12 protein-coding genes are annotated in these 16,328 nt (G+C 71.7%); 5 read left to right on the top strand and 7 right to left on the bottom strand.

Annotated elements, in window-relative coordinates; genetic code table 11:
• The first annotated feature begins 1 nt into the window (after nucleotide 1).
• Nucleotides 2–2,173 (top strand): 3-hydroxyacyl-CoA dehydrogenase NAD-binding domain-containing protein, encoded by a 2,172-nt coding sequence (locus tag AB0I83_RS02535; RefSeq protein WP_363303299.1) that lies wholly within the window; start codon nucleotides 2–4, stop codon nucleotides 2,171–2,173.
• Nucleotides 2,174–2,195: 22 nt separating this feature from the next.
• Here the strand turns inward: AB0I83_RS02535 and AB0I83_RS02540 are convergent, their stop codons facing one another.
• The gene (locus tag AB0I83_RS02540; RefSeq protein ID WP_363303300.1) at nucleotides 2,196–2,936 is read right to left on the bottom strand and encodes a MerR family transcriptional regulator; all 741 of its coding nucleotides are present in this window, start codon (nucleotides 2,934–2,936) and stop codon (nucleotides 2,196–2,198) included.
• Between the two features lie 213 nt (nucleotides 2,937–3,149).
• Here AB0I83_RS02540 and AB0I83_RS02545 point away from each other — a divergent pair, with 213 nt between their 5' ends.
• Nucleotides 3,150–3,782, top strand: a complete 633-nt coding sequence (locus AB0I83_RS02545) for a TetR/AcrR family transcriptional regulator (protein WP_363303301.1) — start codon at nucleotides 3,150–3,152, stop codon at nucleotides 3,780–3,782.
• An 81-nt stretch (nucleotides 3,783–3,863) separates the two neighbouring features.
• Here the strand turns inward: AB0I83_RS02545 and AB0I83_RS02550 are convergent, their stop codons facing one another.
• A complete protein-coding gene (locus AB0I83_RS02550; RefSeq protein WP_363303302.1) occupies nucleotides 3,864–4,742 on the bottom strand; it encodes an oxygenase MpaB family protein in 879 nt (292 codons plus the stop codon).
• Nucleotides 4,743–5,018: 276 nt separating this feature from the next.
• On the opposite strand from AB0I83_RS02550, the gene AB0I83_RS02555 reads away from it, so the two are divergent.
• Nucleotides 5,019–5,921 (top strand): oxygenase MpaB family protein, encoded by a 903-nt coding sequence (locus AB0I83_RS02555; protein WP_363303303.1) that lies wholly within the window; start codon nucleotides 5,019–5,021, stop codon nucleotides 5,919–5,921.
• Here the strand turns inward: AB0I83_RS02555 and AB0I83_RS02560 are convergent.
• Nucleotides 5,884–6,936: a LacI family DNA-binding transcriptional regulator gene (locus AB0I83_RS02560; protein ID WP_363303304.1), complete on the bottom strand. Its 1,053-nt coding sequence runs from the start codon at nucleotides 6,934–6,936 to the stop codon at nucleotides 5,884–5,886. The genes AB0I83_RS02555 and AB0I83_RS02560 overlap by 38 nt on opposite strands.
• 230 nt (nucleotides 6,937–7,166) lie before the next feature.
• Between AB0I83_RS02560 and AB0I83_RS02565 the strand changes: the two genes are divergently transcribed.
• Nucleotides 7,167–8,906 (top strand): BCCT family transporter, encoded by a 1,740-nt coding sequence (locus AB0I83_RS02565; protein ID WP_356530308.1) that lies wholly within the window; start codon nucleotides 7,167–7,169, stop codon nucleotides 8,904–8,906.
• A 123-nt stretch (nucleotides 8,907–9,029) separates the two neighbouring features.
• On the opposite strand, the gene AB0I83_RS02570 is transcribed toward AB0I83_RS02565, so the two are convergent.
• Nucleotides 9,030–9,962, bottom strand: a complete 933-nt coding sequence (locus AB0I83_RS02570) for an FAD-dependent oxidoreductase (protein WP_363303305.1) — start codon at nucleotides 9,960–9,962, stop codon at nucleotides 9,030–9,032.
• Between the two features lie 104 nt (nucleotides 9,963–10,066).
• Here AB0I83_RS02570 and AB0I83_RS02575 point away from each other — a divergent pair, with 104 nt between their 5' ends.
• Nucleotides 10,067–11,707 carry an ABC-F family ATP-binding cassette domain-containing protein gene (locus AB0I83_RS02575; protein ID WP_363303306.1) on the top strand — a complete coding sequence of 547 codons (1,641 nt, stop codon included), beginning with the start codon at nucleotides 10,067–10,069 and terminating at the stop codon, nucleotides 11,705–11,707.
• Between the two features lie 104 nt (nucleotides 11,708–11,811).
• Here AB0I83_RS02575 and AB0I83_RS02580 read toward each other — a convergent pair whose 3' ends face one another.
• From AB0I83_RS02580 to AB0I83_RS02590, 3 genes are all read right to left on the bottom strand, one after another.
• Nucleotides 11,812–14,265 (bottom strand): Tex family protein, encoded by a 2,454-nt coding sequence (locus AB0I83_RS02580; protein WP_363303307.1) that lies wholly within the window; start codon nucleotides 14,263–14,265, stop codon nucleotides 11,812–11,814.
• Nucleotides 14,266–14,485: 220 nt separating this feature from the next.
• Nucleotides 14,486–15,349, bottom strand: coding sequence for a hypothetical protein (locus AB0I83_RS02585; protein ID WP_356530301.1), 864 nt, complete (start codon nucleotides 15,347–15,349; stop codon nucleotides 14,486–14,488).
• Between the two features lie 170 nt (nucleotides 15,350–15,519).
• Nucleotides 15,520–16,323 (bottom strand): enoyl-CoA hydratase/isomerase family protein, encoded by an 804-nt coding sequence (locus AB0I83_RS02590; RefSeq protein WP_363303308.1) that lies wholly within the window; start codon nucleotides 16,321–16,323, stop codon nucleotides 15,520–15,522.
• Nucleotides 16,324–16,328: the final 5 nt, after the last annotated feature.

Here is a 16,328-nt window from a genome sequence, read left to right on the forward strand (position 1 = left end):
AATGACCGAGAGCACGACCATTCGCTGGGAACAGGACGAGACCGGCGTCGTCACCCTCGTACTCGACGACCCCGACCAGTCCGCCAACACGATGAACCAGGCGTTCAGGGACTCCATCGCGGCCGTCGCCGACCGCGCGGAGGCCGAGAAGGACTCCATCCGGGGCATCATCTACGCCTCCGCCAAGAAGACCTTCTTCGCCGGCGGCGACCTCAAGGACATGATCCGGATCGGTCCGGACAACGCCCAGGACGCCTTCGACGCCGGCAGCTCGATCAAGAGGTCGCTGCGCCGCATCGAGACGCTGGGCAAGCCGGTCGTCGCCGCGATCAACGGAGCGGCACTCGGGGGCGGTTACGAGATCGCCCTCGCCGCCCACCACCGTGTCGCCCTGGACGCCCCCGGCTCCCGTATCGGCCTGCCCGAGGTCACCCTCGGCCTGCTGCCCGCGGGCGGCGGCGTCACCCGCACCGTACGGCTGATGGGGATCGCGGACGCACTGCTGAAGGTCCTCCTCCAGGGCACCCAGTACACCCCCCGGCGGGCGCTGGACAACGGCCTGATCCACGAGGTCGCCGCCACCCGCGAGGAGATGCTCGACAAGGCCCGCGCCTTCATCGACGCCAACCCGGAGTCGCGGCAGCCCTGGGACGTCAAGGGCTACCGGATCCCCGGCGGCACCCCGTCGAACCCGAAGTTCGCGGCCAACCTGCCGGCCTTCCCGGCCAACCTGAAGAAGCAGCTGGCCGGCGCCCCCATGCCCGCGCCCCGCAACATCATGGCCGCGGCGGTGGAGGGAGCGCAGGTCGACTTCGAGACCGCGCAGACCATCGAGGCGCGCTACTTCACCGAGCTGGTCACCGGCCAGGTCGCGAAGAACATGATCCAGGCGTTCTTCTTCGACCTCCAAGCCGTCAACTCCGGCGCCAGCCGCCCTGCCGGCGTCCAGGAGCGCCAGGTCCGCAAGGTGGCCGTCCTCGGTGCCGGGATGATGGGAGCCGGAATCGCCTACTCCTGCGCCCGCGCCGGTATCGACGTCGTCCTCAAGGACGTGTCCACCGAAGCCGCAGCCAAGGGAAAGGCGTACAGCGAGAAACTGCTCGCCAAGGCGCTGTCCCGGGGCCGTACGACCGAGGCGAAGCGCGACGAGCTGCTGGCCCGCATCACCCCGACCGGTGACCCGGCCGATCTCGCGGGCTGCGACGCGGTGATCGAGGCGGTCTTCGAGGACACCGCGCTCAAGCACAAGGTGTTCCAGGAGATCCAGGGCGTCGTCGAGCCCGACGCGCTGCTCTGCTCCAACACCTCGACGCTGCCCATCACCGTGCTCGCCGAGGGTGTCGAGCGGCCGGCCGACTTCGTCGGGCTGCACTTCTTCTCGCCCGTCGACAAGATGCCGCTCGTCGAGATCATCAAGGGCGGGAAGACCGGCGACGAGGCCCTGGCCCGCGCCTTCGACCTGGTCCGCCGGATCAGCAAGACGCCGATCGTCGTCAACGACTCACGCGGCTTCTTCACCTCGCGCGTCATCGGCCACTTCATCAACGAGGGCGTCGCCATGGTCGGCGAGGGCGTCGAGCCCGCTTCGGTCGAACAGGCGGCGGCACAGGCCGGTTACCCGGCCAAGGTGCTCTCTCTGATGGACGAACTGACGCTCACCCTGCCGCGCAGGATCCGCGACGAGACGCGTCGCGCCGTCGAGGAGGCGGGCGGCGCCTGGGCCACGCACCCCGCGGACGAGGTCATCGACCGGATGGTCGACGAGTTCGGGCGCCCGGGGCGCAGCGGGGGAGCGGGCTTCTACGAGTACGGCGACGACGGCGCGCGGGGCGCACTCTGGCCGGGGCTGCGTGAGCACTTCACGGAGCCCGGCACCGACGTGCCCTTCGAGGACATGAAGGAGCGGATGCTCTTCTCCGAGGCCCTGGACAGTGTCCGCTGCCTGGAGGAGAACGTCCTGACCACCGTGGCCGACGCCAACATCGGCTCCATCATGGGCATCGGCTTCCCCGCCTGGACCGGTGGCGTGCTCCAGTACATCAACGGCTACGAGGGCGGACTGCCGGGCTTCGTGGCGCGCGCCCAGCAGCTCGCCGAGCGCTACGGCGACCGCTTCCAGCCCTCCGGGCTCCTGCTGGAGAAGGCGGGCAAGGGCGAGACGTTCCACGACTGACGCACCGCCTCGCAGGCCGCGTTCACCCCTCCTCACCCGCGGTGAACGCGGCCCGCAGCTCCTCCTTCAGGGACCGCTGGAAGGCCGTGAGCAGCGCCTGCAGCACCATCGGCTGCATATGGGCGGAGAGCGACTTCATCGCCTTCACGTGCTCCGGGTCCGACTCCCGCTCCCGGTACGGGCCCCACACCTCGTCGCGGAACAGCCGGGTCAGCTCGTGGGCGGCCGATCTGGTGTGTTCCAGCAGGACCGTGCGCGCGGCCAGGATCGTCCCGTGCGCGATGGGGACGTCCAGCAGCTCCACCCCGAGCCGCAGCAGCCCCGGGTCCACCCGGAGCGGGCCCCCGGGCTCCTCCGGACGCTCCAGCACCCCCATGGCCGCGAGCCGGTCGACGTCCTGCCCGCTGAGCGTCCGGCCCGCGCGCCGCTCCAGCTCCGCGCGCTCCATGTCCTCGGCGGAGTCCGGAGCCCACGACGCCACCAGTGCCCGGTGGATGGCCAGATCCTGCGCGCTCAGGTCCCTCGGCAGCTGCTGGAGGTAGCGCTCGATCGCGGCCAGGGTCATGCCCTGGTGCTGGAGTTCCTCGATGAGCGCGAGCCTGGAGAGGTGGTCGTGGCCGTAGTGCCCGACGCGCCGGGGTCCGATGACCGGGGGAGGCAGCAGGCCACGGGTGCTGTAGAAGCGCACGGTGCGCACCGTGACTCCCGCGCGCGCCGCCAGTTCGTCGACGGTCAGCGTCGCCTCTTCGGTCCCGGTCGCCATGTCTGCTCCTCGTCGGCGGGGCACGCCGTGCCTTCGGGATACCGGGAGGACGGTTGTGCCACGCGGTAGCGCCCGTTCGTCGGTCAGGTGCAACAGTATTGCTGTCTCACCACTGTTGTGAAAGATTCCGGCGCCGCCGAGGCGCGTCGAGGTGGGGCACAGGGAAACGAACCAGGTAACCCTGTCGCCCGTCCGGTGTGGTTGAGTGGCTCCATGGCGGCACCGGACACCGACGAGACACTGCTGGCCAGGGCGCTCGACGAGACGCCACCGTCCGACGCGCTGAGCGAACAGATCCTGGACGCGGCACGCGAGCAGTTCACGACGTTCGGGCTGCGCCGCTCGACCGTCGACGACGTGGCCAAGCGCGCCAAGGTCTCCCGGGTCACCGTCTACCGCAGGATCGGCAACAAGGACAGCCTGGTCTCCGCCTGCCTGCTGCGCGAGTACCGGCGTTTCGTCGTGGACGTGGACGAGGCGGTGGCCGCGTTGCCGACCGTCGAGGACCGGCTCGTCGCCGGGTTCGTCGCCGTACTCAGGCACATCCGCGAACACCCGCTGGTCGGTGGGCTGCTGAGGCTGGAGCCGGAGATCATGCTCCCCTTCCTCACACTGGAGAGCGGCCCCGCACTCGTCGCGATACGCGGGTACCTGGCCGACCGCCTGCGCTCTGCCCAGCTCGCCGAGGGGCGGCCGGAGACGGACCAGACACCGGTCGCCGAGCTGATGGTGCGGATCACCGTCTCCTTCCTCCTGAATCCGGTGAGCTGCTTCGAGCTGGACGACGACGAGCAGGTGGGCGCCTTCGCGCGCCGCTACCTGGTGCCGCTGATCAGCGCGGGGTGAGCCTCTCGTGCCCGCGCGTGCGGCTTCCCCCGAGGCGGACGCGCGCCGTACTGCCCGGCGGCCCGCCGGGACGCCCGCCGGTCATGGCCGCTCCACGGGCAGGGGTTCCAGAGGGCGGCTCGTGGCCCAGTGCGGACCGAGGTCGTCCAGCCGGTAGCCGAACGGGTAGCTCCGCGGCCGGGGCCGGGAGGGCAGCCAGTGCGGCCTGGCCGGCAGCAGCCGTATCCCGTACGAGCGGGTCCGCACGAGCCGCGCGGCCGTCGCCCGCGCCCACCGGGGCTGCGCCGGGAAGCCGAGCGCGCGCAGCAGCGGCTCGTCGAGCAGCGCGAGCGAGAACCTGGCCACCAGGGGGCGCAGCGGGGCCGGGTACCAGGCGGCCATCACCCGGAAGGTCGCGTTGGCGACACGGCGGTTGGCCGGGTCGTAGGCGAACATCCGCTCCTCGTAGGAGTCGAGCAGCTCCTCGAACCCCTCGTAGGTGCGGGGAGCGCCCTCGATGCCCATCATGACGGCCATCCGGCGCCCCACCTCGGCCAGGGCTCCGGTCTCCTGCGCGCACAGGGGCCGCCATCCGAAGCGGTCGATCCAGCGTTTGGGGCCGACGACGGTGGTGGCCAGCACGTAGAGGTAGTCCTCGTTCGGGATGCGGTACCTGCCGTGGATGCGGTTGAGGTGGCGGGCCGCCGCCCTGGCCCGCTCCGAGTCGAAGCCGTCGGCCGCCATCTCGTACCCGAAGAGGACCGTGTCGTCGTAGCGCTTCTGCCCATGGCGTTCGAACTCCTGCGTGCGGTCCAGGAGCGCGGAGATCCGGGGGACGCCGTAGTCGCGGAGGAAGGCGACGCCGATGCCCTGCCGGTAGTCCCAGGGGAACTCGTACTGCGACATCAGCCGGAGTATCTCGGCGCAGTCGCGGGCGGGATCCATCCCTCGGATCTCGCGCAGTCGGCTGTAGCGACCCATGGTGTGCAACCTCCTCGGTGGATGGAGCCGTTCAGGTCGAAGTCCCGGGTGCCGAGCTGTCCAGCGGTCCCAAACTCCTTTTCATGCCAGTCAGTTGAAGGGCTCTCGCGCGCAGAGTGTCAAAGTTACAAATACTATCGACTTGTTTCATGGGGTGCGTCAACACCGAGGCTGGTCTCCCCCTGCGGCTCGCCGCGCCGCTCGCGATCGCATACTGGAACACACGGGTCGCACACCGGCCCGGCCCGCTCACCCGCCGGCCCCGGGAGCACCAGCATGAACAGCGAAGGCGATCCCGCCCCGCCCCCTCCGGGCGGCGTCCTGTGGAGCCTCGCGGGCGACGTCCGCGGCCTGCTCATGCTGCCCGCGGCCCTCACCCTCCAGGTCGCGCATCCGGCCGTCGGCGCGGGCGTCGACGAGCACTCCGTCTTCCGTACGGACCCCTGGGGGCGCGGCGAACGGTCCCTCAGCTCGCTGCTGCTCTGGGTGTACGGCGGCGAGGCGGCGGCCGAGGAGGGGCGCAGGCTCAGAAAGCTGCACCGCTCCATCCAGGGCACCGACACCCGGGGGCGCCCCTACCACGCGCTCACGCCCGCGAACTACGCGTGGGTGCACGCCACGGGATTCCCCGTCTACCAGCACGCCTCGCGCTACCTCGTCCGCCCGCTCACCGGGGCGCAGGAGCGTGCCCTGTACCGGGAATGGCTCCAGGTCGGCCGGATCCTGGGGCTCCGCGACAGGGACATGCCGCAGACGATCGAGGAGTTCTGGCCCTACTACCGCAGGATGCTCGCCGACGAGGTGGAGGCCACCCCCGTCGTACGGGAACTGGTCGCCACGGGCGTCCCCGTGCCGCCGCCCGACCGGGGGCCGCTCGTCCTGCGGGCGGCCCTGGGAGCGGCCTGGCCGCTCCTCCTCCCGCCCCTCGCCAGGTTCCGCCGCTTCATCACGGTCGGGCTGATGCCGCCGGACGCCCGTGAGGCCATCGGGCTCGACTGGACTCCTCGGCAGGAGCGCCGGCTGCGGCTCCTCGGAGCTGTCGTGCGGCGGACCGTGCCGCTGCTCCCGGAGCGGCTGCGCTACCTTCCGGCGGCCCGCTCGGCGCGGGCCGGGTGGCGGGCCGAGCGGCGGCGGCGCGGAGTCAGGCCGAGGCCCGGCGGATCAGCTCCGTCGAAGTGACCACGGACCCGGGCCATGTCCCGGTGTCGCCGTTCAGCCGCTCCATCAGCAGCCGGACCATCAACCTGCCCATCCCCTCAACATCCTGACGGACCGTCGTCAGCGGCGGCTCGGTGGCCTCGGCGACCGAGGCCATGTCGTCGAAGCCGACGACCGCCACGTCCTCCGGCACCCTGACGCCCCGTTCGCGCAGCACCCGCAGGGCACCGGATGCCATCAGGTCGTTGGACACGAACACGGCGTCGAGGTCCGGCCTGGCGTCCAGCAGGTCCGCCATGGCCCGGGCGCCGCCCTCCGCCGTGAAGTCGCCGTCGACGACGAGATCCGGCGCGGCGTCCGGAAGGACGTCGCGGTAGCCGTCGATCCGGTCGAGTGCCGACGTCTGGTCGCGCGGTCCGGCGATGTGCGCGATGCGCCTCCGGCCCAGCGAGACCAGGTGGCGCACCGCGTCCCGCGCGCCGCCACGGTTGTCGCAGTCGACGTACGGCACCTCTGGCGTCTCGCCGGTATCCGCCGCCGGGTGTTCGGGACGGCCTCCGTAGACCGTCGGGACCCGGAACCGCCGGATGATCGCGGGCAGTTCGTCGTCGGTGTGCAGTGAGAAGGCGAGCACACCGTCCACATGGCCACCCGCCAGGTAGCGGGTGACCCGGTCGAAGTCACCCCTGCCCTCCACCAGGAGCAGTACGAGCTGCGCGTCGTGGGCGTTGAGTTCTCGGCTGATGCCGCGGATCTGGCGGGAGAAGAACGGGTCCGAGAAGACGCGGAACTCGGGTTCGTCGATGATCACGGCGACCGCGCCGTTGCGCCGGGTGACGAGTGTGCGCGCCGCGTGGTTCGGGATGTAGCCGAGCTCCTCGACCGCCTTGCGCACCTGGTCCACCAGGGGCTGCCGCACGCCCGCACCACCGTTGACGACCCGGGACGCCGTCGCCCGGGAGACCCCGGCGCGGGCCGCCACGGCCTCAAGGGTGGGCCGTGCATCACGCTGCGGATCGGGGGTCGGCTCGGGCAAGGGTCACTCCTCGTACACGCGCGCCCCGGCGGGGAACGGCTGGAGCCGGCGGGTTCGGCACGGACGCCTCAGCCTATCCGCCCGGCCGGAGGCGCCGAGGCCGGAGACCGCCGGCCCGTCCCGGCGCAAAGGGCCCCGCGTGTAACGGCCGCTGATCCCGTCAGGTGTGCACCGAGTGTGGTACTGCCTACGAAGGGCGAAATATTCGCATTGCGTGAAAGGTGCCATTTGTGTCATATGACGAGCAGAAACCGGGCGGACGAGGGGAGTATCTGCCGGTAACGGCCGATCTTCCCGCCGATCCGGCCCACGGCCGCCGTCCCTCTACCGACCGAGTGGTGTTCGGCGTCTCCGCAGTGCTCACCCTCGCCTTCGTCATCTGGGGGTCCACGGCCACCGACTCGCTCGAAGACGTCTCCAACACCCTGCTCAACGGACTCATCCACAACGGCGGCTGGGCCTTCATGCTGGCCGCGTCCGGCTTCGTGGTCTTCGCCCTCTGGCTCGCGATCAGCCGCTACGGGCGGATCTCGCTCGGTCAGGAGGGCGAGGAACCCGAGTTCCGCACGGTCTCCTGGGTCGCGATGATGTTCAGCGCGGGCATGGGCATCGGCCTGATGTTCTACGGGGTGAGCGAGCCACTGGCCCACTTCGTCAATCCGCCCCCGGGCACCCACCCCGCCGACGCGGACGAGGCCATGCAGACGGCGATGGCGACCACCCTCTTCCACTGGACGCTCCACCCCTGGGCGATCTACGCCGTCGTCGGGCTGGCCATCGCGTACAGCGCGTACCGGCGGCACCGGCGGCAGACCATCAGCGCCGTGTTCATCCCGCTCATCGGCGAGCGGCACTCCCACGGCGCCGTCGGCCGGATCATCGACATCCTCGCCATCTTCGCGACCCTCTTCGGATCCGCCGCCTCGCTGGGCCTCGGCGCCCTGCAGATCGGCAGCGGATTCCAGGAGCTCAACTGGATGGAGAAGACCGGGACCGGCCTGCTGGTCGCGATCATCGCCGTCCTGACGGCCGCCTTCGTCGCATCGGCCATCTCCGGTGTGGAGAAGGGCATCCAGTGGCTCTCCAACATCAACATGGTGCTCGCGCTGATCCTGGTGATCTTCGTCTTCGTCGTCGGCCCCACCATCATCGTGCTGGACCTGCTGCCCACCTCGATCGCGGCGTACTTCGGTGACCTCGCCCAGCTCGCCGGCCGGACCGAGGCGACCGGAGAGGGCGAGGTGGCCGACTGGCTGGCCAGCTGGACGGTCTTCTACTGGGCATGGTGGATCTCCTGGACGCCCTTCGTCGGCATGTTCATCGCCAGGATCAGCCGCGGCCGTACGATCCGGCAGTTCGTCGGAGGCGTGATCCTGGTGCCCAGCACGGTCAGCCTGGTCTGGTTCGCGGTGTTCGGCGGCTCGGCGATCGAGCTCCAGCGGAACGGGCAGCTCAAGGGGGTCGGCGACACCCCGGAGGCCCAGCTCTTCGGCGTCCTGCACCAGTACCCGATCGCCACCGTGATGAGCATCCTCGTCATGATCCTGGTCGGCATCTTCTTCGTATCCGGTGCCGACGCCGCGTCGATCGTGATGGGCACGCTCTCCCAGAAGGGCGTCCTCGAACCCGCCAAGTGGGTCGTGATCTTCTGGGGCGTCGTCACGGGTGCCGTGGCGGCGGTCATGCTGCTCATCGGCGACGGGCAGGGGGACGCGCTGGCCGGGCTGCAGAACCTGACCATCCTGGTGGCCGCGCCCTTCACCCTCGTGATGATCGGGATGTGCATCGCGCTCATGCGGGACCTGCGCCACGACCCGATGATCGTCCGCAGGGAGTTCGGCGTCGAGGCCGTCGAGTCGGCGGTCATCGAGGGCCATGCCAAGTACGACGGCGACTTCGAGATCCGGATCGGCCCCGGCTCCGCCGAGGTCACCACCGACGAACGCCACAAGTCGGACCCGCCGGCCTGACGGGTCCGTGGCGCGGGCCCGCTCCTCCTCCGACGGGTCCGTGGCGAGCGTGAGGTCCGCCTGCCCGGAGGGCCCGGAACACCTCGGGCCCGTCCGGCTCGTCGGCCCGGCCCGGGCCGCGGCTCAGCGCACCAGCTGGGCCGCGGCCCGAGCACAGCCGCGTGCGACGGTCACACCCGCGCCGCCGTGCCCGTAGTTGTGCACCAGCAGGCCACCGCCCGGCAGCGCCTCGGCCTCGATCCGCACCCCTCCGTCGCGAGCCGGCCGAAGCCCGACGCGGTGGCCGGTCACCCGCGCTCCCGCGATCTCCGGCCGAACCAGCGCGCAGCGCGCCACGATCTCCTCGGCCGTACGCGGATCGGGCTCCGCACGCGAATCGTCCACCTCGGCCGTACCGCCCAGCACCAGTCCGCCCGGCTGCGGGAAGAAGTACGTCGTCGCGCTGGACGCCGGGTCCGCCTGGGTGAACCACTCGTCGATCCCCGGGTTCTCCACCACCACCAGCTGCCCCCGGACCGGACGCACCCCGGGGTCCGGCACCAGCTCCCGGGCCCCGAGTCCCGCGCAGTTGACCACCACGCGTGCCTCGGCCGCGGCCTCGGCGAAGCCGTCCACCGCACGCCGTTCGATCACACCCCCGGCCGCCGCCAGCCTGCCCTCCAGCCAACGCAGATGGACCGGCATGTCGATCAGCGGAAGGGTCACCCGCAGCCCCTCCGGCACCTCGGAGACTCCGTCCAGACCGCGCGCCCACGGGCCCAGCGCCCCCAACCGCTCGCCAGCGTGGACCCCGGCGACCATCCGCACACCCGTCTCGCCGGGGGAGGCGGCCAGCTCCCCGTACACCCGCAGGGTCTCCAGCGACCAGACGCCGACCATCGCCTCGGGCTCGATGCGGTACGGCCACCACAGGGCTCCCGCCACCGCCGACGTCGTGGCCGAGGCCTCCTCCCGGGACCAGACCCGCACCCGCAGTCCCCGCTCCGCCAGCAGCAGCGCGGTGGTCAGCCCGCTGACCCCGCCGCCCACCACGATCACGTCCGCCACCCCGCACACTCCTGCCTCCGCGTGCCCCCGCGCGGAGGCCCTGGCTGGCCATGGTCGCACCGGTGGTCCGGCGGCAGGACGCCCTCCGGGTGTTCGTTAGGATCGGCACCCTGATGACTGCCACTCTCGTCGCCAAGGAACTCGCCGCCGGGCACGGCGACCGCACACTCTTCGCCGGCCTCGACCTCGTCGTCGCGCCCGGAGACGTGATCGGTCTCGTCGGAGCCAACGGCGCCGGCAAATCCTCCCTCCTCCGCCTGCTCGCCGGGCTGGACCGGCCGGATGAGGGCGAGCTCCGGCTCTCCCCGCCCACCGCCACCGTCGGTCACCTCCCCCAGGAGCCCGAGCGCCGGCCGGGCGAGTCCGTACGGGAGTTCCTGGCACGCCGCACCGGGGTCGCCGACGCCCAGACCGCGATGGACGCGGCGACCCAGGCCCTGGTCGACGGGACGCCCGGCGCCGACGACGCCTACTCCGAGACCCTGGAGCGCTGGCTCTCCCTCGGCGGCGCGGACCTGGACGAACGCGCCGAGGAGGTCGCCGCCGAACTCGGGCTGACCATCGGCCTCGACCTCCCGATGACGGCACTCTCCGGCGGGCAGGCGGCCCGCGCCGGCCTGGCCTCCCTGCTGCTCTCACGCTACGACGTCTTCCTGCTCGACGAGCCCACCAACGACCTGGACCTCGACGGCCTGGAACGCCTGGAGCGCTTCGTCTCCGGGCTCAGGGCCGGCACCGTCGTCGTCAGCCACGACCGCGAGTTCCTGATGCGCACGGTCACCAAGGTCCTGGAACTCGATGTCGCCCAGCAGCAGATCAACCTCTACGGCGGCGGCTACGCCTCCTACCTGGAGGAGCGCGAGCGCGCCCGTACCCATGCCCGCGAGGAGTTCGAGGAGTACGCCGACAAGCGCTCCTCGCTCGAGGGCCGCGCCCAGATGCAGCGGGGCTGGATGGACAAGGGCGTCAAGAACGCCCGGCGCAAGGCCACCGACAACGACAAGATCGGCCGCAAGTTCCGCAGCGAGGCCAGCGAGAAGCAGGCCGCGAAGGCCAAGCAGACGCAGCGCATGATCGAGCGGCTCGACGTCGTGGAGGAGCCGCGCAAGGAGTGGGAACTGCGGATGGAGATCGCCTCCGCACCGCGCTCCGGTTCCGTCGTGGCCACACTCCGCGACGCCGCCGTCGTCCGCGGTGGCTTCTCCTTCGGCCCGGCCACCCTGCAGATCGACTGGGCCGACCGGGTCGCCATCACCGGTGCCAACGGCGCGGGGAAGTCCACGCTGCTCGCCGCCCTGCTCGGACGCCTGCCGCTCGACGCGGGCCACGTCTCCCTCGGCTCGGGGGTCGTGGTGGGCGAGGTGGACCAGGCGCGCAAGCTCTTCCACGGCACGGAGAGCCTGCTGGACGCCTTCTGCGCGGCCGTGCCCGACACCGAGCCTGCCGAGGTGCGCACCCTGCTCGCCAAGTTCGGCCTACGCGCCGCCCATGTGCTGCGCCCGGCGACCACGCTCTCGCCCGGCGAACGCACCCGGGCGGGTCTGGCGCTCCTGCAGGGCAGGGGGGTCAACCTGCTGGTCCTGGACGAGCCGACCAACCACCTGGACCTGCCGGCGATCGAACAGCTGGAGTCTGCTCTGGAGGCGTACACCGGGACGCTGCTGCTGGTCACGCACGACCGGCGGATGCTGGAGGCCGTCCGCACGACGCGCCGGGTCGAGGTGTCCGACGGGAAGGTCACCGAGGCCGTCTGACGGGACGTCACGGAGACCGTCCGACGAGAGGGGCACCGAGGCCGTCCGGCGGAGGACGGGCAGGCGGGCGGACGGGTAAGGCCCCGTCCGCCCGCCCCAGGTGCTCAGCGCCTGGAGCCGCCCTTGTCGGAGCCACCGGTCAGTCCGGCACGGCGCAACGCGTCGGCCATCGCGCTGTTGGCCGGCGCGGCCGCGGGCCGCGAGGCGCCTGCGCCCCCACCGCTGCCGTCCCGCCGGTCACGACGCTGTCCGCCCGAGCCGCCCTGACGGCTCTCCGGCTCCTGCCGCTGCCGTGGCGGGCGCTCACCGCCGGCCCGCGCGTTGCTGTTCCGCTCACCGCGTTCGCGCTTCGCGCCCTGGCCGCCGCCGCTCCGGTCCGCCGTCGCCTCGTCGTCCAGACGGAGCGTCAGCGAGACGCGCTTGCGCGGGATGTCGACCTCCATGACCTTCACCCGCACGATGTCGCCCGGCTTCACGATGTCCCGGGGCTCCTTGACGAAGGTGCGCGACATCGCCGACACGTGCACGAGCCCGTCCTGGTGGACGCCGATGTCGACGAACGCGCCGAACGCGGCGACGTTCGTCACGACACCCTCCAGCACCATCCCCGGTGCCAGGTCGCCGAGCTTCTCGACCCCCTCCTTGAAGGTCGCCGTCCGGAACGCGGGCCGCGGGTCGCGGCCCGGCTTCTCCAGTTCCCTGAGGATGTCCGTCACCGTCGGCAGACCGAACTTCTCGTCCACGAAGTCGTCCGGCCGCAGCGAGCGCAGCGTCTGGGTGTTGCCGATCAGTGAGGCGACGTCACCACCCGTACGCTTCACCATCGTCCGCACCACCGGATACGCCTCGGGGTGCACGCTCGACCCGTCGAGCGGGTCGTCGCCGTCCCTGATCCGCAGGAAGCCCGCACACTGTTCGTACGCCTTCGGGCCCAGCCGCGCCACGTCCTTGAGTGCCCTGCGGGAGCGGAAGGGGCCGTTGGTGTCACGGTGTGCCACGATGTTCTCGGCCAGTCCCGAGCTGATGCCCGACACCCGTGAAAGCAGCGGTGCCGAAGCGGTGTTGACGTCGACACCGACACCGTTCACGCAGTCCTCGACCACCGTGTCCAGGGAGCGCGACAGCTTCACCTCGGACAGGTCGTGCTGGTACTGCCCCACCCCGATCGACTTCGGGTCGATCTTCACCAGTTCGGCCAGCGGATCCTGCAGCCGGCGGGCGATCGAGACCGCGCCGCGCAACGACACGTCCATGTCCGGGAGTTCCTGCGAGGCGAAGGCCGACGCCGAGTACACGGAGGCGCCCGCCTCCGACACCATCACCTTGGTGAGCTTCAACTCAGGATGCTTGTCGCACAGTTCGCCCGCGAGCTTGTCGGTCTCGCGGGACGCCGTGCCGTTCCCGATCGCGATCAGGTCGACATGGTGCTCCCTGGAGAGGCGCTCCAACGTGGCGAGCGAGCGGTCCCACTTGTTCGCCGGCACGTGCGGGTGGATGACGTCCGTCGCGACGACCTTGCCGGTCGCGTCCACGACGGCGACCTTGACGCCCGTCCGGAAGCCGGGGTCCAGTCCCAGGGTCGCCCGGGTGCCCGCCGGCGCGGCGAGCAGCAGGTCCCGCAGGTTGGACGCGAAGACGCGTACGGCCTCGTCCTCCGCCGCCGTGCGCAGCCGCAGCCGCATGTCGATCCCGAGGTGCACGAGGATCCGGGTCCGCCAGGCCCAGCGCACCGCGTCGCCGAGCCACTTGTCCCCGGGGCGCCCGCGGTCGGAGACACCGAACCGGCGGGCGATCATGTTCTCGTACGACGAGGGCCCGGGCTGTTCCGAGGGCTCCTCCGGTTCGAGGACCAGGTCGAGGACGTCCTCCTTCTCGCCCCGGAGCATCGCGAGGACCCGGTGCGAGGGCAGCGCGGTGAACGGCTCGGCGAAGTCGAAGTAGTCGGCGAACTTGGCCCCCGCCTCCTCCTTGCCGTCCCGTACCCTCGCGACCACCCTGCCCCGCGACCACATGCGTTCGCGCAGCTCACCGGTGAGGTCGGCGTCCTCGGAGAACCGCTCGGCCAGGATCGAACGTGCGCCGTCCAGCGCCGCCGCGGGGTCCGCCACACCCTTCTCGGCGTCGACGTAGCCCGCAGCCGCGGAGAGCGGGTCCACCGACGGGTCTGCGAGCAGCCCCTCGGCGAGCGGCTCCAAGCCCGCCTCGCGGGCGATCTGCGCCTTGGTCCTGCGCTTCGGCTTGAACGGCAGGTAGATGTCCTCCAGCCGCGCCTTGGTGTCGGCAGCCCGGATCCGCGCCTCAAGCGCCGCGTCGAGCTTGCCCTGCTCACGTACGGACTCCAGGACCGCCGTACGGCGGTCCTCGAGTTCCCGCAGGTACCGCAGCCGTTCCTCGAGCGTGCGCAGCTGCGCGTCGTCGAGCATCTCGGTCGCTTCCTTGCGGTAGCGGGCGATGAACGGCACGGTCGAACCGCTGTCGAGCAGATCGACGGCCGCCTTCACTTGACGCTCACGTACGCCGAGTTCCTCGGCGATCCTGCCTTCGATGGACGTCGTCACGGTTTTCCCGACTCGCCTTCTCATGCTGGCTGTGCTGGCTGTGCCACTGGGGTGCTCCACACCCTGGTGGGCCCCTTCGCCTGCATTGTGCCGGGTTGCCGGGGGCCGTGTCGCGTGACCTGGTCGATCACGGCCCCGCCGTCCTGACGGACGGGCCGGTCAGGTGCGCGCTGCACCGCTGCTGCGGGAGGCGTCCCGACCGTCGTGAACGTGTACGTGCTCAGCCCTTGCCGACCAGGTCGTCCGGGAACGCACCGGCCGAGGCCGCCGTGAAGAGGAATCCGCGCCCCAGTTCGGTGAGCCGCGCCACGTCGTCGGCGCCGAGGTGCTCGTACGGCGCGGCGTCCATCCGGTCCGTCGCGTCCTCCAGCTCGGCCCTGAGCTCGGTACCCGCCTCGGTGATCTCGCCCTCGGCGTCCAGCACGCCGCGGGCGCGCAGCCGCGCCACGGCCGCCTCCCAGTCCGTGCGCCGCCAGCCGCGGGTGGCGATGATCCAGTGGGGCGCCATGCCCTTGCCGGTGGCGGTGTGGCTGACCAGCGCCTCCAGCGGGTCGAGGCCGGCCGACAGCAGCGCGGCCAGGTGCCCGTCGCCGCGGTGCTCGCGCAGCAGCGTCGCCGCGTGCCAGTACGCCAGGTGCGGCTCGTCCGGCACCGCCAGGTCGGCGTGCGCGGCGTACAGCGGACGGGCGTGGCGGGTGCAGGCCTCGGCGGCGCGCAGCGCCAGCCGCGCCGCCTCCTCCATCTCCGGGGAGCCGATGACCTCCTCGCCGAGTACCCGGCGCAGCGTCGAGTCGGCGGCCCGCAGCCGGGCTTCGAGCGCGGCCCGGGGGGTGATCTCCGACCAGACGGCCGGCAGGTGGCGGGCCACCAGCTCGTGGTTGAAGTTGTAGAACGTCGAGGTGACGGTGCCCGCCCCCACGGCGCCCATGGCCGCGGCCCGCGCGGCGAAGTACACGGCGCTCGGGTTCTCGATGCCGACCTCCCCGAACTCCTTGCCGAGGTCGGGGGAGAAGTAGACACAGGAGTGGATCGGGTTGAGTGCGTTGTGGCAGCGACGTCCGGCGCGCGGGGGAAGAATGGTCATGCCCGCACGTTACCGACTGGTTGGTACGCCCGATACCCCCGGGGCGGCGACGTCCCGACCGTGCCGGCACGCGTGGCCGGGCACGGCAGGAAAGCCGGGGAACTCGTCATTGCGGCCGTCGCTCGGAGCCCCCGCGGCCGTGGTCGGGCACCGGCGCGCGAGGAGCCGGTTCATCCGGACGCGGCAGGGCTCTCCGCCGGCACCGTCGGCCACGTGAAACCGGGGGCGCGGCGCTCCAGGAAGGCGGCGACGCCCTCGGCGGTGTCGCCGCTCTCCCGTGCCTGCGAGGACCAGTGCGCGTCCCGGTCCTCGCGGCCGTCCGCGAACTCCTTCGCCGCGGCCTGGGTCAGCTGGGAACGCGAGGCCAGGACCCGCGCGAACGAGAGCACCCGGTCCTCCAGCCCGCCCGCCGGCAGCACCTCGTCGACCAGGCCCGTCCGCAGCGCGCGCTCCGTGCCGATGAGCTCGCCGGAGAACAGCAGGTACTTCGCGGCGGACGGCCCCACCAGTGAGACCAGCCGCCGCGTGGACGACGACGGGTAGACGATCCCCAGCTTGGCCGGGGTGATGCCGAAGGACGCGCCCTCCTCCGCGAACCGCAGGTCACAGGCGGCCGCGAGCTGGCTGCCCCCGCCCACGCAGTAGCCGCGTACGGCAGCCAGTGTCGGCCGGGGGAAGGCCGCCAGGGCGTCCTCGGCCCGTACGGCTAGGGCTTGCGGCCTCCCGCCGGGATCACGGAGCGAGGCGATGTCCGCGCCGGCGCAGAAGGTCCCCCCGGCGCCGGTGAGCACCAGGACGCGGACGCCGGGGTCGGCGGCGAGTTCTTCCAGCAGCGCCGGCAGTGCCCGCCACATGTCGGAGGTCATCGCGTTGCGCTTGGCGGGGTTGCTGATGACGACGGTGGCCACGCCGTCCACGACCGCGTGCTCCAGCCGCGGCTCCGTCCGCCCGGGCTGCTGCTCCGTGAGGTCCATGCGCC

Source organism: Streptomyces sp. NPDC049970 (assembly GCF_040660235.1).
Classification (GTDB): domain Bacteria; phylum Actinomycetota; class Actinomycetes; order Streptomycetales; family Streptomycetaceae; genus Streptomyces.

What these genes read in the sequence shown, in the direction of transcription:
- AB0I83_RS02535 (WP_363303299.1), top strand. Translation starts at nt 2, where the DNA reads ATGACCGAGAGCACGACCATTCGCTGGGAACAGGACGAGACCGGCGTC.
- AB0I83_RS02540 (WP_363303300.1), bottom strand. Translation starts at nt 2,936, where the DNA reads ATGGCGACCGGGACCGAAGAGGCGACGCTGACCGTCGACGAACTGGCG.
- AB0I83_RS02545 (WP_363303301.1), top strand. Translation starts at nt 3,150, where the DNA reads ATGGCGGCACCGGACACCGACGAGACACTGCTGGCCAGGGCGCTCGAC.
- AB0I83_RS02550 (WP_363303302.1), bottom strand. Translation starts at nt 4,742, where the DNA reads ATGGGTCGCTACAGCCGACTGCGCGAGATCCGAGGGATGGATCCCGCC.
- AB0I83_RS02555 (WP_363303303.1), top strand. Translation starts at nt 5,019, where the DNA reads ATGAACAGCGAAGGCGATCCCGCCCCGCCCCCTCCGGGCGGCGTCCTG.
- AB0I83_RS02575 (WP_363303306.1), top strand. Translation starts at nt 10,067, where the DNA reads ATGACTGCCACTCTCGTCGCCAAGGAACTCGCCGCCGGGCACGGCGAC.
- AB0I83_RS02585 (WP_356530301.1), bottom strand. Translation starts at nt 15,349, where the DNA reads ATGACCATTCTTCCCCCGCGCGCCGGACGTCGCTGCCACAACGCACTC.
- AB0I83_RS02590 (WP_363303308.1), bottom strand. Translation starts at nt 16,323, where the DNA reads ATGGACCTCACGGAGCAGCAGCCCGGGCGGACGGAGCCGCGGCTGGAG.